This window comes from Citrobacter sp. 21OH12SH02A-Citro (assembly GCF_027919895.1).
In the GTDB taxonomy this organism is placed as follows: Bacteria; Pseudomonadota; Gammaproteobacteria; order Enterobacterales; family Enterobacteriaceae; genus Citrobacter; species Citrobacter braakii.
Window position 1 is genome coordinate 2,243,588 of sequence record NZ_CP114801.1, and the last position, 16,749, is coordinate 2,260,336.

Sequence of the window (16,749 nt, forward strand, 5' to 3'; positions counted from 1 at the left end):
GATTGTTCCGTGATAATAAATATCAGAAAAGCATATATGGCGGCGGGCAGAGGAGAGTCATGGGCGGGGCAAGACCGCCCATAGAAGACTTACGATTATTTAAGTTCCAGCTCGTTCATTGCCGCGATACTGAAGCCACCATCGACGTGAACGACTTCACCAGAGATGCCGGCAGCAAGATCGGAGCACAAAAATGCTGCGGAGTTGCCCACATCTTCAATGGTTACAGTGCGGCGAATCGGCGTAACCGCTTCACAATGCGCCAGCATTTTACGGAAATCTTTAATGCCGGAAGCGGCGAGTGTACGGATTGGACCGGCAGAAATAGCGTTCACACGCACGCCTTCAGGACCCATCGCATTAGCCATATAGCGGACGTTCGCTTCCAGTGAGGCTTTTGCCAGGCCCATCACGTTGTAGTTAGGGATGGCGCGCTCTGCGCCCAGATAGGATAGCGTCAGCAGCGCCGAGCCTGGGTTCAGCATGGAACGGCAGGCTTTTGCCATCGCCACAAAGCTGTAAGCACTGATGTCATGAGCAATTTTGAAGCCTTCGCGGGTGACTGCATTCACATAGTCGCCATCCAGTTGGTCTGCGGGCGCAAAACCAATCGAGTGCACGAAACCGTCGAATTTCGGCCAGGCTTTGCCCAGTTCGGTAAACAGTGCATCAATGCTGGCATCTTCCGCCACATCACACTGCAGTACGATGCTGGAACCCAGTTGAGCTGCAAATTCTTCGACGCGGCCTTTTAGTTTGTCATTCTGGTAGGTGAACGCCAGTTCAGCCCCTTCGCGATGCATGGCCTGAGCGATACCCCAGGCGATGGACAGTTTGCTGGCAAGACCCGTTACCAGAATGCGCTTACCGGAAAGAAAACCCATAGCTTTAATCCTTATGGTCATTGCTTATTTTTAGCAATCAATGAGTTATGATCACAATTTGAAGGTGTTTCGAAATGGGGCAGCAATTATATCCCACTCTTTGTGCCTTGTAGAATAGTTATCATCCCTTACTGATAATCACTTTTCATTACACATGAGGGTTATAACACTTTCCCTGGTTAAGTCTCATTCATTCTGCGAAGCGCGGGGGGATGGAGAAAATACAAGGCTTTAAAGGCATCTCAATGGTATTATTAACTGCTAGCTTATGTTTTAAAACATAGCAATGTAGGAACTTTCTTAAAACAAAAAATATGACCGTATTCAGTTCGTTATGATATATTGTTTTTATCGATCGATATTGATAAATTGATCGTTATTATTGATTGATTGTGATTAAAAGTGCATTATCAGGAAGTTATGATCAATTGGAGTGGTCTTATGCACTATCATTTCATCGCGGAACCGATGAGAGACACAACTGATACGTTACTGGGTGTTGAGATGAGCGTCCGGTTTGTTTCAGATACGGTTTCGCCGATACATCCAGAGTTCATCATTTCAGCGTGGAATAGCGAACAAAAACGTAATTTCATGCTCGAGCAAATTCGATTAATTGCCGAAAAGCGTAATTGGTTTGAGAGCCACAACCTTTTCTGTACTCTGAACCTCATTGATGAAATGGCGCTGCTGGCAATTGGCGACCCGAGCGTTAAATCGGCGCTACATGCCATGCCTTTTGTCGCCCTGGAACTTTCAGAGCGTTTTCTGACGAATACCGTATGTCTGAATAATCTGCTGATTAATTCACTTTGCGACGGTCCAAACGCATTATGGCTGGGCGATCTGGGCTCCGGCAGCATTGGGGCCAGTCCGCTGGTTTGCGGTCGTTTTGATGTTGTGAAGTTGGATCGTGGTTTTTTCCTGGATCAGGCTGAAAAACCGATGTTCCCGGTGCTAATTAAAAACATCCGCGAATATTGCGACCGCATTGCGGTGGAGGGCGTGGAAACCAAACAGCTTATCGACGAAGTAGGCGCGGCTGGTGTTTGGGTGATGCAGGGATCCCTTTTCCCTTCGGTCGCGTTTAGCGAGGTTGATACACTGCTCTTACCAAATGTTTGTCACTGATTGCAAAATTGCCCTCCGGTTGAGGAGGGCTGCATTTGCTAGCGATCTTTTCGCCACGCGTCAGCGGTAAGCGCTTCGCCGAAATGACCGGCGATCAGGCGACGGGTCAGCTCATGCAACGGCGAGGCCAGAACATCTGCTGTACTGCCGCGTTCAACTACTTCACCCTGATGCATGACTAATACCTGATCGCTGATGTGCTTCATCATGCCGATGTGCTGAGTCACATAGATATATGAAATCCCCTGTTTTTCCTGTAGTTCCAGCATCAGATTGATGAGCTGCGAACGCATCGACATGTCCAGAGAGGCCAGGGCTTCGTCGGCGATAATGACTTTGGGTCGCAAAATGAGCGCTCGGGCAAGGCCCAGACGCTGTTTTTGTCCCGGAGCCAGCATATGCGGGTAATAACTCACATGGTCAGGCAACAGACCGACCATCCGCATGGTCTCGATGATCTGTTTGCGGCGCTGTTCAGGCTCGAGGTCGGTGTTCAGACGTAGCGGAAAATCGAGGATCTGCGAAATACGTTGCCGTGGGTTAAGCGACGTTGATGGATCCTGGAAAATCATACGGATACGCTGACTACGGAATGAATAATCACCATATTTTAACGGGTGATCGTCAATCAGCAGCTCACCGCTGGTGGGCTCAATCATACCGGCCAGCATCTTCGCCAGCGTAGATTTACCGGAACCATTTTCACCTATAACGGCGAGCGTCTGACGCTCGCGCAGGGTAAAGCTCAGGGGTTTAACGGCCTCAACGGTCTGACGGCGGAATAAGCCCGTCCGGTAGCGAAAGGTTTTGCTCAGATTACGAACTTCGAGCAGGGTTTCTACCATCTCACTCTCTCTCCATGTTCAGCGGGAAATGACAGGCGTAGAGATGATTCTTTGCTCCGGTCAGTCTTGGGGTTTCGATACATTCGCGCTGAGCATAAGGGCAGCGCGGCCCCAGACGACAGCCGATAGGTAATTGTTCCAGCAATGGAATGGCTCCTGGCATGGTATTCAGGCGGCTTTTGTGCGGCATTGCGCTACCAAAATCAGGAATGGCGCGAATCAACGCTTGGGTATAAGGATGATGCGGAATAGTCACCAACTCTTTACTGGGCGCAGTTTCCACCGTTTGCCCACAGTACATCACGTTAATTTTGTCAGCCCACTGGCTGAGCATTTGCAGGTCATGGCTGATCAACAAAATGGTGGTATTGCTGTTTTGGTTCAGCCGGGTCAGCAGGCGGAAAATTTGCGCCTGAGTGGTTGGCTCCATCGCGTTCGTTGGTTCGTCGGCAATCAGTAAACGCGGCTGATTAGCCAGGGCGATTGCGATCATCACCTTCTGGCATTCGCCGTCGGTCAGTTCATACGGGAAGCTGCGCATCGCATCTTTATGATCTTTTATCCCGACGCGGTGCAGGAGTTCAATCGCGCGGCGTTTACGCCAGCCGATGCGCTGCCACCAGCGGCCTTTATAAGTCCATGCCGGAATATTTTGCATCAGTTGTCGTCCAATGCGCTCAGACGGATCGAGACACGATTGCGGTTCCTGAAAGATCATGGAAACGTTATGGCCGACCAGCTTGCGTCGTTCACGAGCGGAAAGGCGCAACAGATCGATATCATCAAAGCGCATGCGGTCTGCGGTTACGCGCCAGTTATCTTTAGCGACGCCGCAAATGGCCTTGGCGATCAGGCTCTTGCCCGATCCAGACTCGCCAACCAGTCCGCGGATTTCACCTTCATTGAGGGTCATGCTGACGCGGTCAACCGCCTTCACCCAGTCGTCGCCGGTTCTGAATTCAATGGTCAGGTTGCGGATATCCAGTAATGGCATTATTCCACCCCCGCAATAATTGCCCGGCGCACGCCATCACCCAGCAGGTTAACCAGCAGCACGCTTATCATAATCGCCGCACCTGGCAGCATAACCGTCCACGGTGCGACATAAATCAGCTCCAGCGCGTCGCCAAGCATGGCTCCCCATTCTGGTGACGGCAACTGTGCGCCAAGGTCGAGAAAACCCAGCGCGGCGATGTCCAGAATCGCCATCGACAGCGCACGGGTGATTTCAGTGATAAGTCCGGCGGTAATATTGGGCAGAACGGCAAACCACAGGATATTGAGCGTGGTTGCGCCGTCCAGGCGAGCGGCGATAACGTACTCTTTTTCCAGCTCGTCATGCACCATGCTGTAGACGGAGCGTACCATGCGCGGCAGCAGCGCCAGCCAGACGGCAAACATCGCGTGTGTCAGATGCGGTCCGGCAAAGGCCACCACAATAATCGCCAGCAGCAGCGAAGGGATCGAGAGCAGGGTGTCCAGAATGTGGTTCAGCACCGCGGAGCGCAAACCGTGCGTTGCACCGGCAACCACGCCCAGTAACAGGCCACATAGTGTGGCGGCGAGGGTGACGACAAACGCGCCGCCAACGGTTGGGGCCGCACCGCTGAGCAGGCGACTTAGCACGTCACGCCCGAGATCGTCAGTTCCGAGGAAAAATGAGACTTCGCCATAGCGCGACCATGACGGCGGTAAAAGCTGATAGCCGAGAAACTGCTGGTCGATGCCATAAGGGGCAAACCAACCGCCAAAAATACACAGAATCGCCAATCCTGCGCAGCCATACAGGCCGATCATCGCAGTCGCATCGCCGTAAAAATTGCGCCATGCGGTGCGCAGCGTACCCGGCGGGCGCTTTTCGCTGTAGACGCTATCGTAAGGCATACCATTCCTTATGTTTCAGAGGGTTAGCCATAGCACCCAAAATATCAGAGATGACGTTAACGATGATAACCAGTGAGCCAATCACCATGACGCCCGCCGAAATTGCCGCGTAATCCTGCTGGCGAATTGCGTTAATCAGCCAACGACCAAGACCTGGCCAGCTAAAGACCATCTCGGTGATCATCGCCAGCGTCAGCATGGTGGAAAACTGTAAGCCCAGACGCGGGATCACCGGCGGAAGGGCGTTGTGCAGAACGTGACGGCGCAAAATGGTTAAGCGTGACAGACCGCGCGTGGCGGCCGCTTTAACATAGTTTTGATCAAAGACCTCAATGGTGCTGATTCGCATCAGGCGAATAACTTCCGTGGTAGGGGCGACGGAAAGCGTCAACACCGGAAGCACCATGTGACGGATTGCGCTGACCAGCATTTCATCGCGCCAGGGCGAGTCGGAGATCCACGCATCAATAATGGCAAATCCGGTAACGGGCTTCACTTCATAGAGAAGATCAAAGCGTCCCGAAACGGGAAGCCAGCCGAGAGTCAGTGAGAAGAGCAACGTCAGCAACAGCGCCAGCCAAAAAACCGGAATGGAAAAACCCATCAACGCTAAGGCGCTGATGCAGCGGTCCTGCCACTTGTTCCGCGTGATCCCTGCCAGCATACCAACGGGGATCCCAACCATCAGCGCAAAACCAAAGGCCAGAATGCACAGTTCCATCGTCGCCGGGAACACCTCCTTCAACTGTTCTGAAATCAACTGACCGTTAATACTGGATACACCAAAATCCCAGTGAATGAGGCCATTGAACCAGAATACCCAGGCGTTCCACAGCGATGCGCCCTGTAACGGCGCATGAGGTGTGAAGTAGCTCAGGCTGAATCCAATAAAGGTCAGGAAGAAGAGGGTGACCAGCAGCAATAAAAAACGACGCAGGGTGAAGATAATCATGGCTTTTTCACCTCATCTTTCTTTTCCCTGGAAACCCCGGCAAAAGATGCATTGCCGAACGGACTCAGCACCAGTCCTTTGATATCGTAACGATAAGCTTGCAGACGCAGTGAAGAGGCCAGCGGCAGGATCGGTAACTCTTTCGCGAGAATATTTTGCGCTTCGTCATAGGCATCAATTCGCGATGAGAGTTGCTGCGAAGAGAGGGCCTTGCGCAGAACGCTGTCAAATTCCGGATTACACCAGTGGGCGAAGTTAGTCTGCGAGTTGATGGCGGCGCAGCTTAGCAACGGTCGGAAAAAACTGTCAGGATCGTTACTGTCCGTCGCCCAACCGGATAACGTTAGATCATGGTTCATATCCATTAATCGCGCCTCCTGAAAACGACCTTCTACCGGAATGATTTTAACTTTCACACCCACCTGAGCCATGTCAGCCTGAATCAGCTCGGCGGTTTTCAGTGGACTGGGGTTCCAGGCCTGAGAACTGGTGGGTACCCAAAGCTGTAATGTCAGGTTCTCCAGCCCCAGTGCTTTTAACTGCTCGCGCGATTTTGCCGGATTGTACTCTGTAATTTTAGCTTCGTTGTCATAAGCCCACGAGGCGCGAGGCAAAATAGATGCTGCGGTTTCCGCCGTCCCGTAGTAGATGGACTGCATCAGCCGTTGGTTATTAATGGCCAGCGCCAGCGCATGCCGCACGGCGGGATTATCCATCGGTGGTTTATTGGTATTGAATGCCAGATAGGCGATGTTCATCCCCGGGCGCAGGGTCAGACGCAGGCGCGGGTCATCACGCAAAATGCTGAGCTGACTGGCGGCGGGCCAGGCCAGAACATCACACTCACCGGTCAGGAGTTTCGATAGACGTCCGGTGCCGCCAGAGCCGAGGTCCACAACCACCTGCGGCATCAGAGGAGTACCACGCCAGAATTTTTCATGGCGCTGCAGTCGAACATATTGCCCTGCGCGATTCTCCGAAAGCTGGTACGGTCCGGTGCCGACGGGTTGTCTGTCGAGCAGCTCCTGACGATCCTGTTTTGCCAATTTAGCCGCATATTCTGCTGACATCACGGAGGCATAATGCGTGGCGAGGTGCCACATGAAGGAGGCGTCGGGCTGAGTTAAGCGGAACTCAACGGTGTTGTTGTCCAGCTTGCGTACGCTTTGGACGTTATCGGCGAACTGTAGGCTGTCGAAGTAGGGGAAACTGCTACCGTTTACATTGTGCCACGGATGCTGGCGATCAAAGATGCGCTCGAAGGTAAACACCACGTCGTCCGCATTCAGTTTGCGGGTGGGGGTGAACCAGGCCGTCTTCTGAAACTGGACGTCACGACGCAGATGGAAGCGGTAGGTTGCGCCGTTATCCAGCACCTCCCAGCTTTCAGCCAGCTCAGGCACCAGTCGATAGGTGTACGGATCGACATCGAGTAGTCGGTCATACAGCTGGGCTGCCAGGGTGTCGACGATAAGACCGCTGCTCGCTTTTTGCGGGTTAAACGTATTGACCTGCCCGCTAACGCAATAGACAAAGCCGCTGTCACGAATATCAGCATCAGCATGCGAAGCCTGTTCAGGCGCGGCAGCAGCCTGACCACTCAGAAATCCAGCCATCACGATCAGAGATGATAAAACCAGGCGCATAATTTTAAAGGATTATAAATAAAGAGGCTATCTTACTAATATTTAATGACATTTGCCATTACCGTTTGTGTTTGGGGACCGCATAGGTGATAACCGCGAATTCAACATCGCGACAGGGTCACCCTTCATACCCGCTATCCACTTTGAATTTACTCTGTTAACTATCTTAGCATTTTCATGACCCATCTGACTCGTTAAAACGCGGGATTCGCTGGCTGACAGAAAAATGTGAGGGGGACGTGGGGGAAAGTGACCATGACCGCCAGGAGAGAGCATCAGCAATATCGCGGGGAAAGTGAAATATAAAAATAATCTCATAATGGCGCTATGGATAATTTCATTCGTTCTCCATTTCGATAGGGCTGAGATGTTAAATTTGGTTGCTATTTATTTATGCTGATTGTTGGATAATTCTTAAATGATAACGAGTATTGAATCATAACGTTGGTAAAATATAAGCGAGGCGACGTAGGTAGATGAATACAGGAAAAACAATTGCATAGGACTCTATTAACCTCTCGCTTCTGAGTGGTATCTCGTTACTCAATAAAATTGTCTGGCCTGTTAAGGTTTTATTTATATAGCTCATTGATATATATGGATTTAAGTGCTATGGGTTAAGCAGGGATTAATCTCATAAAATACTCGAAAGCGCGATACGGTGATTAGTGTATCGGTAGAGGTGATATTACGCGAAATATTAAATTGCGGTGAATTACAAAGGTCACGCCACTCATTTTGGTCTACGCTTAATAATCTTTGTGATAAAAAATGAGAGGTATTTAAATGGCTGACTTAAACAATGAAAAAAAGACCATCAATAAAACTCATTCTGCGCGTTTTCCGGCACCGCCTTTTCCACAGCAGAAGCAACCCTTCCCAGGGCTGGCCGGAAAAATGCAACCGCGTCCCGATCATGGAGAGGAGAGCTATCAGGGAAGCGGTCGATTGAATGGGCGCAAGGTATTAATTACCGGGGGGGATTCAGGGATTGGCCGTGCTGTTGCCATCGCTTATGCCCGTGAAGGCGCTGATGTTGCGATCAACTATTTACCTGATGAAGAAGACGATGCGCGTGAAGTGGTCGACTTGATAAAAAAAGCAGGCAGAAATGTCGTGGCTATCCCCGGAGATATTCGAGATGAAACTTTTTGCGGCCAACTGGTTAAACAGGCGGTAAAAGGGCTGGGTGGGTTGGATATCCTCGTCAATAATGCGGGTCGTCAGCAATTTTGCGAGTCTATTGAGGCGCTCACCACAGAAGATTTCGATGCCACATTCAAGACTAATGTCTACGCTATGTTTTGGATCACCAAAGCGGCTATCCCCCATCTTTCACGAGACAGCGTGATAATTAATACCTCCTCGGTACAGGCTTATGAGCCTAGTGAAATCCTGCTTGACTATGCTCAGACCAAAGCGGCGATCGTGGCATTTACTAAATCGCTGGCGAAACAGCTGGCACCGAAAGGGATACGGGTTAATGCCGTAGCGCCAGGCCCATACTGGACTGTACTGCAATGCTGTGGCGGTCAGCCACAGGAAAAAGTGGAGAAGTTTGGGGCAAATGCACCGCTGGGTCGTCCGGGTCAACCAGTGGAAATTGCGCCGCTTTATGTCACTTTGGCCGCTGAAGAGAACAGTTATACATCCGGCCAGGTTTGGTGCTCTGATGGGGGGACAGGGACCCTCTGACGTTTATGCTCCGTGAGTCGAAAAGTCAGAGGGGAAAGTGACTTTAATGGACGAGTGCTGACAATAAAGCGTCAAACCCTCCAATATAACGTTGGCAGAGGCGCGCTAAATCTGGTGTTTCTTAAGCAACGCGCGTAGCTGATGGTAAGTCAGACCCAGTAACTCAGCGGCTTTTTTCTGATTAAATTTCGCCTGCTGCAAGCTGGTTTGTAGAAAGTCTTTCTCTTGTTGCTGCTGGAATTCACGAAGATCCAGCGGTAATGCTACAGATGTCTGCTTTGGTGGTGCTGCCTGTGGCTGCGCAACGTGGCGGCGGAAGGGGTCAATGATGATCTCATCCAGCGGGTAATCGCTGGTACCGTGCCGGTAAACGGAGCGCTCCACGACGTTTTTCAGTTCACGAATATTACCCGGCCAACGGTAATGGAGGAGGGTTTCTCTGGCCTCGGCGCTGAATCCCGGAAAAAGCGGTAACCCGATCTCGCGGCACATCTGAATGGCAAAGTGTTCGGCCATTAACATGATGTCGCTTTGACGCTCGCGTAGTGGGGGAAGTTGCACCACGTCAAAGGCCAGACGATCCAGCAGGTCTGCGCGGAAAGTGCCTTCACTGACCATACGTGGCAGGTCGGCATTGGTCGCGCAGACCAGACGCACGTTAACCTGCAAGGGCTGGCTGCCGCCGACGCGTTCCAGCTCGCCATACTCAATTACGCGCAGCAGTTTTTCCTGTACCAGCATTGGCGCTGTCGCCAGTTCATCAAGAAACAGCGTGCCACCGTCGGCGCGTTCGAAACGTCCTGGATGGCGTTTTTGCGCACCAGTAAACGCACCGGCTTCGTGACCAAACAGTTCGGAATCAAGTAAGTTCTCGTTGAGAGCTGCGCAGTTAAGCGAAATAAATGGGCCCTGCCAACGGCTGGAGAGGTAGTGCAGACGGTTGGCAATAAGCTCTTTCCCCGTACCTCGCTCACCGATAACCAGTACAGGTTTATCCAGCGGCGCCAGATGAGAAACCTGTTCCAGCACTTCAATAAAGCTGTTCGCTTCGCCAAGAATATTGTCTTTGTATCCTGCCATGATGAAATTCACCACTTGTTAGTGTTATTCACCAATTTACCCTAATTCTCCCGTCAGGTAAAATTGGATATTTACATTAAAATCAATTAGTTAAAAAGTTGGCACGCCAAGTGCATTACGAAAACAGCAGGGCATAGCCCGATATCAGAACAGTAAGTGAGGATTACATTATGGGTATTTTTTCTCGTTTTGCCGACATCGTGAACGCCAACATTAATGCGTTGCTGGAAAAGGCTGAAGATCCGCAGAAACTGGTGCGGTTAATGATCCAGGAAATGGAAGACACGCTGGTTGAGGTGCGCTCAAACTCCGCACGCGCTCTGGCAGAAAAGAAACAATTATCTCGCCGTATCGAACTGGCCAGCGCACAACAGGCAGAGTGGCAAGAAAAAGCCGAGCTGGCGCTGCGTAAAGAGAAAGAAGATTTGGCGCGTTCTGCCTTAATCGAAAAACAGAAACTGACTGATCTGATTGCTTCTCTGGAGCATGAGGTGACGCTGGTTGACGATACGCTGGCGCGAATGAAAAAAGAGATCGGTGAGCTGGAAAATAAACTCAGTGAAACCCGTGCTCGTCAGCAGGCATTGATGCTGCGCCATCAGGCTGCGAGCTCTTCGCGTGATGTTCGTCGTCAACTGGACAGCGGTAAGCTGGATGAAGCGATGGCACGCTTTGAATCTTTCGAGCGTCGTATCGATCAGATGGAAGCTGAGGCCGAAAGCCATAACTTCGGTAAACAGCAGTCTCTGGATCAGCAATTTGCTGACCTGAAAGCAGATGATGAAATCAGCGAGCAGCTGGCGCAACTTAAAGCCAAAATGCAGCAAGATAAGCAATAATAACATCTGGCGGCGCCCGAACGCGCCGCCGCTCATCACCTGTAAGGAGTACTCATGAGCGCGCTATTTCTGGCTATCCCATTAACCATCTTTGTGTTGTTCGTTTTACCGATTTGGCTCTGGCTGCATTACAGCAACCGTTCCAGTCGTGGCGAACTGGCGCAAAGTGAACAGCAACGTCTGGTAGAACTCAACGATGACGCACAGCGGATGCGCGAGCGCATTCAGGCGCTGGAAGACATCCTTGATGCTGAACATCCAAACTGGAGGGACCGCTAATGGGAGGCGTTAATCTGAACAAAAAACTGTGGCGTATTCCGCAACAGGGCATGGTGAAGGGGGTTTGCGCAGGTATTGCGCATTACCTCGATGTGCCTGTGAAGCTGGTACGGATCCTGGTGGTGTTGTCCGTCTTTTTTGGTCTGGCCTTTTTCACCTTCGTCGCTTACATCGTGCTGACGTTTGTGTTGGACCTGATGCCGGACAATGTGGTTTCCGGTGAGCAGCAGCCATCAAGCGGCGAGCTGTTGGATGCCGTCGATCGCGAGCTGGCGGCAAGTGAAAAGCGTTTGCGTGAAATGGAGCGTTATGTCACGTCTGATACCTTTTCATTGCGCAGCCGTTTCCGCCAATTGTGAGGATAGAAATGAACAATCGCTGGCAACGTGCCGGGCAAAGGGTTAAGCCGGGCTTTAAAATAGCAGGTAAGCTGGTGCTTTTAACTGCGCTTCGTTACGGCCCGGCGGGGGTAGCAGGGTGGGCGGTGAAGTCCGTCGCTCGACGCCCGCTTAAAATGCTGCTGGCGTTGGTCCTGGAGCCGGTTTTGAGTCGGGCAGCGGCAAAATTATCGAAACGCTATTCAGGTAATCAACCCTGATATCCGAATCAGCAAAAGCAAGCAACAATTAATCAACATTCCCTCTGTTAATTTGCGGCAGCTCACAAATACGATTTTTTGGCTGCCAAAATTCTTTTATTATCCCCCTCCTGGCCACCTCAGCCGATTGACAGCTTATTTCCCGCAGAGTAGTCTCTTGACTCATGGGACCGCTACCACGAGAATTGAAGGTGAACCAAAAAATCCAAAAATGCCTGGCAGAAGTTTATGGTGATACGTTTACTTCATGCCACTATGAAGCGCTGATTGCACGTTTAGAGAAATCACAGGGATTAATTAAAAAAATCCGTAAAGCGCATTGGGACGAGGGCGATGTAGTTCTTATTACCTACGCCGATCAATTCCACGGGGCAGGCAAAAAACCACTGCCGATGTTTAATCAATTTTATAATGAATGGCTTAAGTCGACATTTTCTCATGTGCATCTGTTGCCGTTTTATCCGTGGTCATCGGATGATGGTTTTTCCGTAATTAATTACCATCAGGTTGCCGAAGAAACCGGTGACTGGAATGATATTAAGCAATTGGGTAAATCCAGTCGACTGATGTTTGATTTTGTTTGTAACCATATGTCAGCGAAAAGCGAATGGTTTAATAACTATTTGCAACAGCTTGACGGTTATGAAGATTTCTTTATTGCGATGGATCCTGATACGGACCTGAGCAACGTAACGCGTCCACGCGCATTACCGTTACTGACGCCTTTTACGCTGAAAGATAACACCGTACGCTATTTATGGACGACGTTCAGCGACGACCAGATCGATCTCAACTATGCCAACCCGATAGTGTTACTGGCGATGGTCGATGTGCTATTGAGTTATCTTGAGCAGGGCGCCGATTATGTCCGCCTGGATGCGGTTGGCTTTATGTGGAAAGAGCCAGGAACGACCTGTATTCACCTGGAAAAAACGCATCAGCTTATCAAACTATTTCGCGCTATTGCTGACTGCGCAGCGCCTGGTACGGCGATTATTACTGAAACAAACGTTCCGCATAAGGATAATGTGTCCTACTACGGAAATGGTCGTGATGAAGCGCATATGGTGTACCAGTTCTCGTTACCGCCGCTGGTGCTGCATGCGGTACAACGCCAGGATACCTCAACCTTGTGCCAGTGGGCGCAATCACTGGAACTGCCGTCCAGTGAGACCACCTGGTTTAATTTCCTCGCATCGCATGACGGCATTGGTCTCAACCCATTACGTGGTTTGTTACCTGAAGACGAGATCGTGCGCCTGGTGACGGAATTACAACAGGAAGGCGCGCTGGTTAACTGGAAAAATAACCCTGATGGTAGTCGCAGTCCGTATGAAATTAACGTCACATATATGGACGCACTAACGCCAGGCAATTGTAGTGATGCCGAACGTTTTTCCCGCTTTATTCTCGCACATGCCATTTTGCTGAGTTTTCCGGGGGTACCTGCGGTTTACATTCAAAGCATTCTTGGGTCACGCAATGATTATAAAGGTGTCGAGGCGCTAGGTTATAACCGTGCGATCAACCGCAAAAAATATCAAATAAGCCAAATCGAAACGGAGCTGGCAGATGAAACCAGTTTGCGCCATGCTATTTATCATGAATTATCCCGATTAATTGTAATACGTCGTAGTAATAAAGCATTTCACCCTGATAGTGATTTTCAGATTAGCAGTGTTACACCGGCTGTAATGCAAATTAAACGTACGGCGGAAACAGGCGAAAAAATTACCGGATTATTTAATGTCAGCGGTCATACGCAAACCATTAGTATTGATGTTGAAAATGGATTTGATTTGATTAGCGGTAAAACTATTTCAGGTAAAGAATTAACGTTGAACGCCTGGCAGGTCATGTGGGTTAAGTAATAAAAAGGAACATTTCATGCTTAAAACTAAAATTGTGCTGATTTCAGCACTGGTTTCCTGCGCCCTGGTTTCCGGGTGTAAGGATGATAAAACGTCCTCTGTTGCGATTGAATTTATGCACTCTTCTGTTGAACAGGAGCGGCAGGCGGTTATTGCAAAACTGATTGAGCGTTTTGAAAAAGAGAACCCGGGGATCAGTGTCAAACAGGTTCCTGTAGAAGAAGATGCGTACAACACCAAGGTCATCACCCTGGCGCGGAGCGGTTCACTGCCTGAAGTCATTGAAACCAGCCATGACTACGCGAAGGTTATGGATAAAGAATCACTTATCGATCGTAAAGCCGTAGCGCAGGTCATCAACGCTGTAGGTGAAGGTACTTTTTATGATGGCGTGCTGCGTATTGTGCGCACTGAAGACGGTACCGCCTGGACCGGGGTTCCGGTTAGCGCCTGGATTGGCGGGATCTGGTATCGCAAAGATGTGCTGGCAAACGCTGGGCTGGAAGAGCCAAAAGACTGGCAACAACTGCTGAGCGTGGCGCAGAAGCTAAACAATCCTGGTAGTAAGAAATATGGTATTGCGCTGCCCACGGCGGAAAGCGTTTTGACCGAACAGTCATTTTCCCAGTTCGCGCTCTCAAACCAGGCCAACGTTTTTGATGCGCAAGGAAAGATAACGCTCAACACACCTGAAATGGCGCAGGCGCTGCAGTATTACCGCCAATTGGCAATGAACACCATGCCGGGCTCAAACGACATCATGGAAGTCAAAGACGCGTTCATGAACGGCACGGCGCCGATGGCGATTTATTCCACCTATATCCTCCCGGCGGTGATTAAAGAGGGCGATCCTAAAAATGTGGGCTTTATGGTGCCGACGGAAAAAAACTCTGCTGTTTACGGCATGCTGACGTCGTTAACCATTACCGCGGGTCAAAAGTCTGAAGAGACAGAAGCGGCAGAGAAATTTGTCACCTTTATGGAGCAGGCCGACAACATCGCGGACTGGGTCATGATGTCGCCAGGGGCGGCGCTGCCGGTCAACAAAGCAGTGGTGAATACCCCGACGTGGAAAGATAACACTGTCATCAAAGCGCTGGGTGAATTACCCGATCAACTGATTGCCGAACTGCCGAATATCCAGGTGTTTGGTGCCGTCGGCGATAAGAACTTCACCCGCATGGGCGACGTCACAGGCTCCGGTGTTGTGAGCTCAATGGTGCACAACGTGACGGTAGGCAAAGCCGACCTCGTCACCACGATTGAAGCGAGCCAGAAAAAACTGGATGACCTCGTTGAACAGCGCTAATGGGGAAATGGAAAGCCGTGATGAATAAGTTCTTTTCAGGTCGATCTGATATGCCATTCGCCATGCTGCTGCTGGCGCCCAGCTTGCTGTTGCTGGGCGGTTTAGTGGCGTGGCCGATGATATCAAACATCGAAATCAGCTTTATGCGACTGCCGCTGAATCCGCAAATTGAGTCTACGTTTGTCGGGCTAAGCAACTATATCCGTATCTTATCCGATCCCGGATTCTGGCATTCGCTGTGGATGACGGTCTGGTATACCGCGCTGGTTGTGGCAGGAAGCACGGTACTGGGGCTGGGCGTAGCGATGTTTTTTAACCGTGAGTTTCGTCTGCGGAAAACGGCGCGCTCACTGGTCATCCTCTCTTACGTGACGCCATCAATTTCGCTGGTGTTTGCCTGGAAATACATGTTCAACAACGGCTACGGCATTGTGAACTACCTCGGCGTGGATCTGTTGCATCTCTACGATCAGGCGCCGCTGTGGTTCGACAATCCCGGCAGTAGCTTCGCGCTGGTCGTGCTGTTCGCCATCTGGCGCTACTTCCCGTATGCCTTTATCTCGTTTCTGGCGATTTTACAGACGATTGATAAATCGTTGTATGAGGCGGCAGAAATGGACGGCGCGAACGCCTGGCAACGGTTTCGTATCGTCACGCTGCCAGCGATTATGCCGGTGCTGGCAACCGTGGTCACGCTGCGCACGATCTGGATGTTTTACATGTTCGCCGATGTTTATCTGCTGACCACTAAAGTCGATATTCTCGGGGTCTATCTCTATAAAACAGCATTTGCATTTAACGACTTAGGCAAAGCGGCCGCTATTTCTGTCGTCCTCTTCGTCATTATTTTCGCTGTTATCCTGCTGACCAGAAAACGGGTGAACCTCAATGGCAACAAATAAGCGCACACTTGGCCGCATCGGCTTTTACTGTGGATTAATTGTCTTCCTGGGCATCACGCTATTTCCATTTTTTGTGATGCTGATGACCTCATTTAAAAGCGCCAAAGAGGCGATCTCGCTGCATCCGACGCTGTTACCGCAGCAATGGACGCTGGAACATTACATCGACATCTTCAACCCGATGATTTTCCCGTTTGTTGACTACTTCCGTAATAGCCTGGTGGTATCGGTCACTTCTTCGGTGGTGGCGGTATTTCTCGGCGTACTCGGAGCGTATGCGCCTTCCCGCCTGCGTTTTAAGGGGCGAATGACCATCAATGCCAGCTTTTACACGGTGTACATGTTTTCGGGGATTCTGCTGGTGGTGCCGCTATTCAAAATCATTACGGCACTTGGCATCTATGACACCGAAATGGCGTTGATTATCACCATGGTCACCCAGACGCTGCCGACCGCGGTGTTCATGCTGAAAAGCTACTTCGACACCATTCCGGATGAGATAGAAGAAGCCGCGATGATGGATGGATTGAACCGTCTGCAGATCATCTTTCGCATTACCGTGCCGTTGGCGATGTCCGGTCTGGTTTCGGTCTTTGTGTACTGCTTTATGGTGGCGTGGAATGACTATCTGTTTGCCTCGATTTTCCTCTCCAGCGCCAGCAATTTTACCTTACCGGTCGGTCTGAACGCGCTGTTCAGTACGCCTGACTATATCTGGGGACGCATGATGGCGGCATCGTTAGTCACCGCATTGCCGGTTGTCATTATGTATGCGCTTTCCGAACGTTTTATTAAAAGTGGTTTGACCGCAGGCGGCGTGAAAGGCTAAGCGGC

Annotated in this window: 17 protein-coding genes; 10 read left to right on the forward strand and 7 right to left on the reverse strand. The window is 50.6% G+C overall.

All coding sequences use genetic code 11. From position 1 onward, the window contains the following. Positions 1–95 precede the first annotated feature (95 nt). Positions 96–884 (reverse strand): enoyl-ACP reductase FabI, encoded by a 789-nt coding sequence (gene fabI, locus O6D90_RS10895; RefSeq protein WP_016156642.1) that lies wholly within the window; start codon positions 882–884, stop codon positions 96–98. Between the two features lie 441 nt (positions 885–1,325). On the opposite strand from fabI, the gene O6D90_RS10900 reads away from it, so the two are divergent. Further along, positions 1,326–2,015, forward strand: a complete 690-nt coding sequence (locus O6D90_RS10900; RefSeq protein ID WP_016156641.1) for an EAL domain-containing protein — start codon at positions 1,326–1,328, stop codon at positions 2,013–2,015. A gap of 38 nt (positions 2,016–2,053) precedes the next feature. Here O6D90_RS10900 and sapF read toward each other — a convergent pair whose 3' ends face one another. From sapF to sapA, 5 genes are read right to left on the reverse strand one after another with little or no spacing between them, the layout of a single operon-like run. Next, positions 2,054–2,860, reverse strand: a complete 807-nt coding sequence (gene sapF / locus O6D90_RS10905) for a peptide ABC transporter ATP-binding protein SapF (protein WP_016153235.1) — start codon at positions 2,858–2,860, stop codon at positions 2,054–2,056. A gap of 1 nt (position 2,861) precedes the next feature. Next, complete coding sequence (sapD, locus tag O6D90_RS10910) at positions 2,862–3,854, reverse strand: peptide ABC transporter ATP-binding protein SapD (RefSeq protein ID WP_016153234.1); 993 nt, start codon at positions 3,852–3,854, stop codon at positions 2,862–2,864. Beyond that, positions 3,854–4,744, reverse strand: a complete 891-nt coding sequence (gene sapC / locus O6D90_RS10915; protein WP_016156640.1) for a peptide ABC transporter permease SapC — start codon at positions 4,742–4,744, stop codon at positions 3,854–3,856. The genes sapD and sapC overlap by 1 nt, the downstream gene beginning before the upstream one ends. Then, entirely contained in the window at positions 4,731–5,696 is a 966-nt protein-coding gene (gene sapB / locus O6D90_RS10920; RefSeq protein WP_003020545.1) for a peptide ABC transporter permease SapB, read from the reverse strand. Before sapB ends, sapC begins: the two co-directional genes overlap by 14 nt. Continuing rightward, positions 5,693–7,342 carry an ABC transporter substrate-binding protein SapA gene (gene sapA, locus O6D90_RS10925; RefSeq protein ID WP_016156639.1) on the reverse strand — a complete coding sequence of 550 codons (1,650 nt, stop codon included), beginning with the start codon at positions 7,340–7,342 and terminating at the stop codon, positions 5,693–5,695. The genes sapB and sapA overlap by 4 nt, the downstream gene beginning before the upstream one ends. 786 nt (positions 7,343–8,128) lie before the next feature. Between sapA and O6D90_RS10930 the strand changes: the two genes are divergently transcribed. Next, positions 8,129–9,037 carry an SDR family oxidoreductase gene (locus O6D90_RS10930; protein WP_016156638.1) on the forward strand — a complete coding sequence of 303 codons (909 nt, stop codon included), beginning with the start codon at positions 8,129–8,131 and terminating at the stop codon, positions 9,035–9,037. A 105-nt stretch (positions 9,038–9,142) separates the two neighbouring features. Here the strand turns inward: O6D90_RS10930 and pspF are convergent, their stop codons facing one another. Then, positions 9,143–10,132 carry a phage shock protein operon transcriptional activator gene (pspF, locus tag O6D90_RS10935; RefSeq protein ID WP_029139556.1) on the reverse strand — a complete coding sequence of 330 codons (990 nt, stop codon included), beginning with the start codon at positions 10,130–10,132 and terminating at the stop codon, positions 9,143–9,145. Positions 10,133–10,287: 155 nt separating this feature from the next. Here pspF and pspA point away from each other — a divergent pair, with 155 nt between their 5' ends. The 8 genes from pspA to O6D90_RS10975 all read left to right on the forward strand — a co-directional run bounded on the left by pspA (position 10,288) and on the right by O6D90_RS10975 (position 16,744). Continuing rightward, positions 10,288–10,956, forward strand: a complete 669-nt coding sequence (gene pspA, locus O6D90_RS10940; RefSeq protein WP_016153228.1) for a phage shock protein PspA — start codon at positions 10,288–10,290, stop codon at positions 10,954–10,956. A gap of 54 nt (positions 10,957–11,010) precedes the next feature. Then, positions 11,011–11,235: an envelope stress response membrane protein PspB gene (pspB, locus tag O6D90_RS10945; protein WP_016153227.1), complete on the forward strand. Its 225-nt coding sequence runs from the start codon at positions 11,011–11,013 to the stop codon at positions 11,233–11,235. Next, complete coding sequence (gene pspC, locus O6D90_RS10950; protein WP_271143304.1) at positions 11,235–11,594, forward strand: envelope stress response membrane protein PspC; 360 nt, start codon at positions 11,235–11,237, stop codon at positions 11,592–11,594. The genes pspB and pspC overlap by 1 nt, the downstream gene beginning before the upstream one ends. Before the next feature lie 8 nt (positions 11,595–11,602). Then, the gene (gene pspD / locus O6D90_RS10955; protein WP_003833267.1) at positions 11,603–11,833 is read left to right on the forward strand and encodes a phage shock protein PspD; all 231 of its coding nucleotides are present in this window, start codon (positions 11,603–11,605) and stop codon (positions 11,831–11,833) included. Positions 11,834–11,997: 164 nt separating this feature from the next. Further along, entirely contained in the window at positions 11,998–13,704 is a 1,707-nt protein-coding gene (locus O6D90_RS10960) for a sugar phosphorylase (protein ID WP_016156637.1), read from the forward strand. A 16-nt stretch (positions 13,705–13,720) separates the two neighbouring features. After that, positions 13,721–15,013: an ABC transporter substrate-binding protein gene (locus O6D90_RS10965; protein WP_016156636.1), complete on the forward strand. Its 1,293-nt coding sequence runs from the start codon at positions 13,721–13,723 to the stop codon at positions 15,011–15,013. A gap of 20 nt (positions 15,014–15,033) precedes the next feature. Next, positions 15,034–15,915 carry a carbohydrate ABC transporter permease gene (locus tag O6D90_RS10970; protein WP_003840754.1) on the forward strand — a complete coding sequence of 294 codons (882 nt, stop codon included), beginning with the start codon at positions 15,034–15,036 and terminating at the stop codon, positions 15,913–15,915. Further along, on the forward strand, positions 15,902–16,744 hold the full coding sequence (locus O6D90_RS10975; protein ID WP_271143305.1) for a carbohydrate ABC transporter permease: 843 nt from the start codon (positions 15,902–15,904) through the stop codon (positions 16,742–16,744). Before O6D90_RS10970 ends, O6D90_RS10975 begins: the two co-directional genes overlap by 14 nt. Positions 16,745–16,749: the final 5 nt, after the last annotated feature.

Coding starts and splice junctions, on each gene's coding strand:
- fabI (WP_016156642.1), bottom strand. CDS start 884: ATGGGTTTTCTTTCCGGTAAGCGCATTCTGGTAACGGGTCTTGCCAGC.
- O6D90_RS10900 (WP_016156641.1), top strand. CDS start 1,326: ATGCACTATCATTTCATCGCGGAACCGATGAGAGACACAACTGATACG.
- sapF (WP_016153235.1), bottom strand. CDS start 2,860: ATGGTAGAAACCCTGCTCGAAGTTCGTAATCTGAGCAAAACCTTTCGC.
- sapD (WP_016153234.1), bottom strand. CDS start 3,854: ATGCCATTACTGGATATCCGCAACCTGACCATTGAATTCAGAACCGGC.
- sapC (WP_016156640.1), bottom strand. CDS start 4,744: ATGCCTTACGATAGCGTCTACAGCGAAAAGCGCCCGCCGGGTACGCTG.
- sapB (WP_003020545.1), bottom strand. CDS start 5,696: ATGATTATCTTCACCCTGCGTCGTTTTTTATTGCTGCTGGTCACCCTC.
- sapA (WP_016156639.1), bottom strand. CDS start 7,342: ATGCGCCTGGTTTTATCATCTCTGATCGTGATGGCTGGATTTCTGAGT.
- O6D90_RS10930 (WP_016156638.1), top strand. CDS start 8,129: ATGGCTGACTTAAACAATGAAAAAAAGACCATCAATAAAACTCATTCT.
- pspA (WP_016153228.1), top strand. CDS start 10,288: ATGGGTATTTTTTCTCGTTTTGCCGACATCGTGAACGCCAACATTAAT.
- pspB (WP_016153227.1), top strand. CDS start 11,011: ATGAGCGCGCTATTTCTGGCTATCCCATTAACCATCTTTGTGTTGTTC.
- pspC (WP_271143304.1), top strand. CDS start 11,235: ATGGGAGGCGTTAATCTGAACAAAAAACTGTGGCGTATTCCGCAACAG.
- pspD (WP_003833267.1), top strand. CDS start 11,603: ATGAACAATCGCTGGCAACGTGCCGGGCAAAGGGTTAAGCCGGGCTTT.
- O6D90_RS10960 (WP_016156637.1), top strand. CDS start 11,998: ATGGGACCGCTACCACGAGAATTGAAGGTGAACCAAAAAATCCAAAAA.
- O6D90_RS10965 (WP_016156636.1), top strand. CDS start 13,721: ATGCTTAAAACTAAAATTGTGCTGATTTCAGCACTGGTTTCCTGCGCC.
- O6D90_RS10970 (WP_003840754.1), top strand. CDS start 15,034: ATGAATAAGTTCTTTTCAGGTCGATCTGATATGCCATTCGCCATGCTG.
- O6D90_RS10975 (WP_271143305.1), top strand. CDS start 15,902: ATGGCAACAAATAAGCGCACACTTGGCCGCATCGGCTTTTACTGTGGA.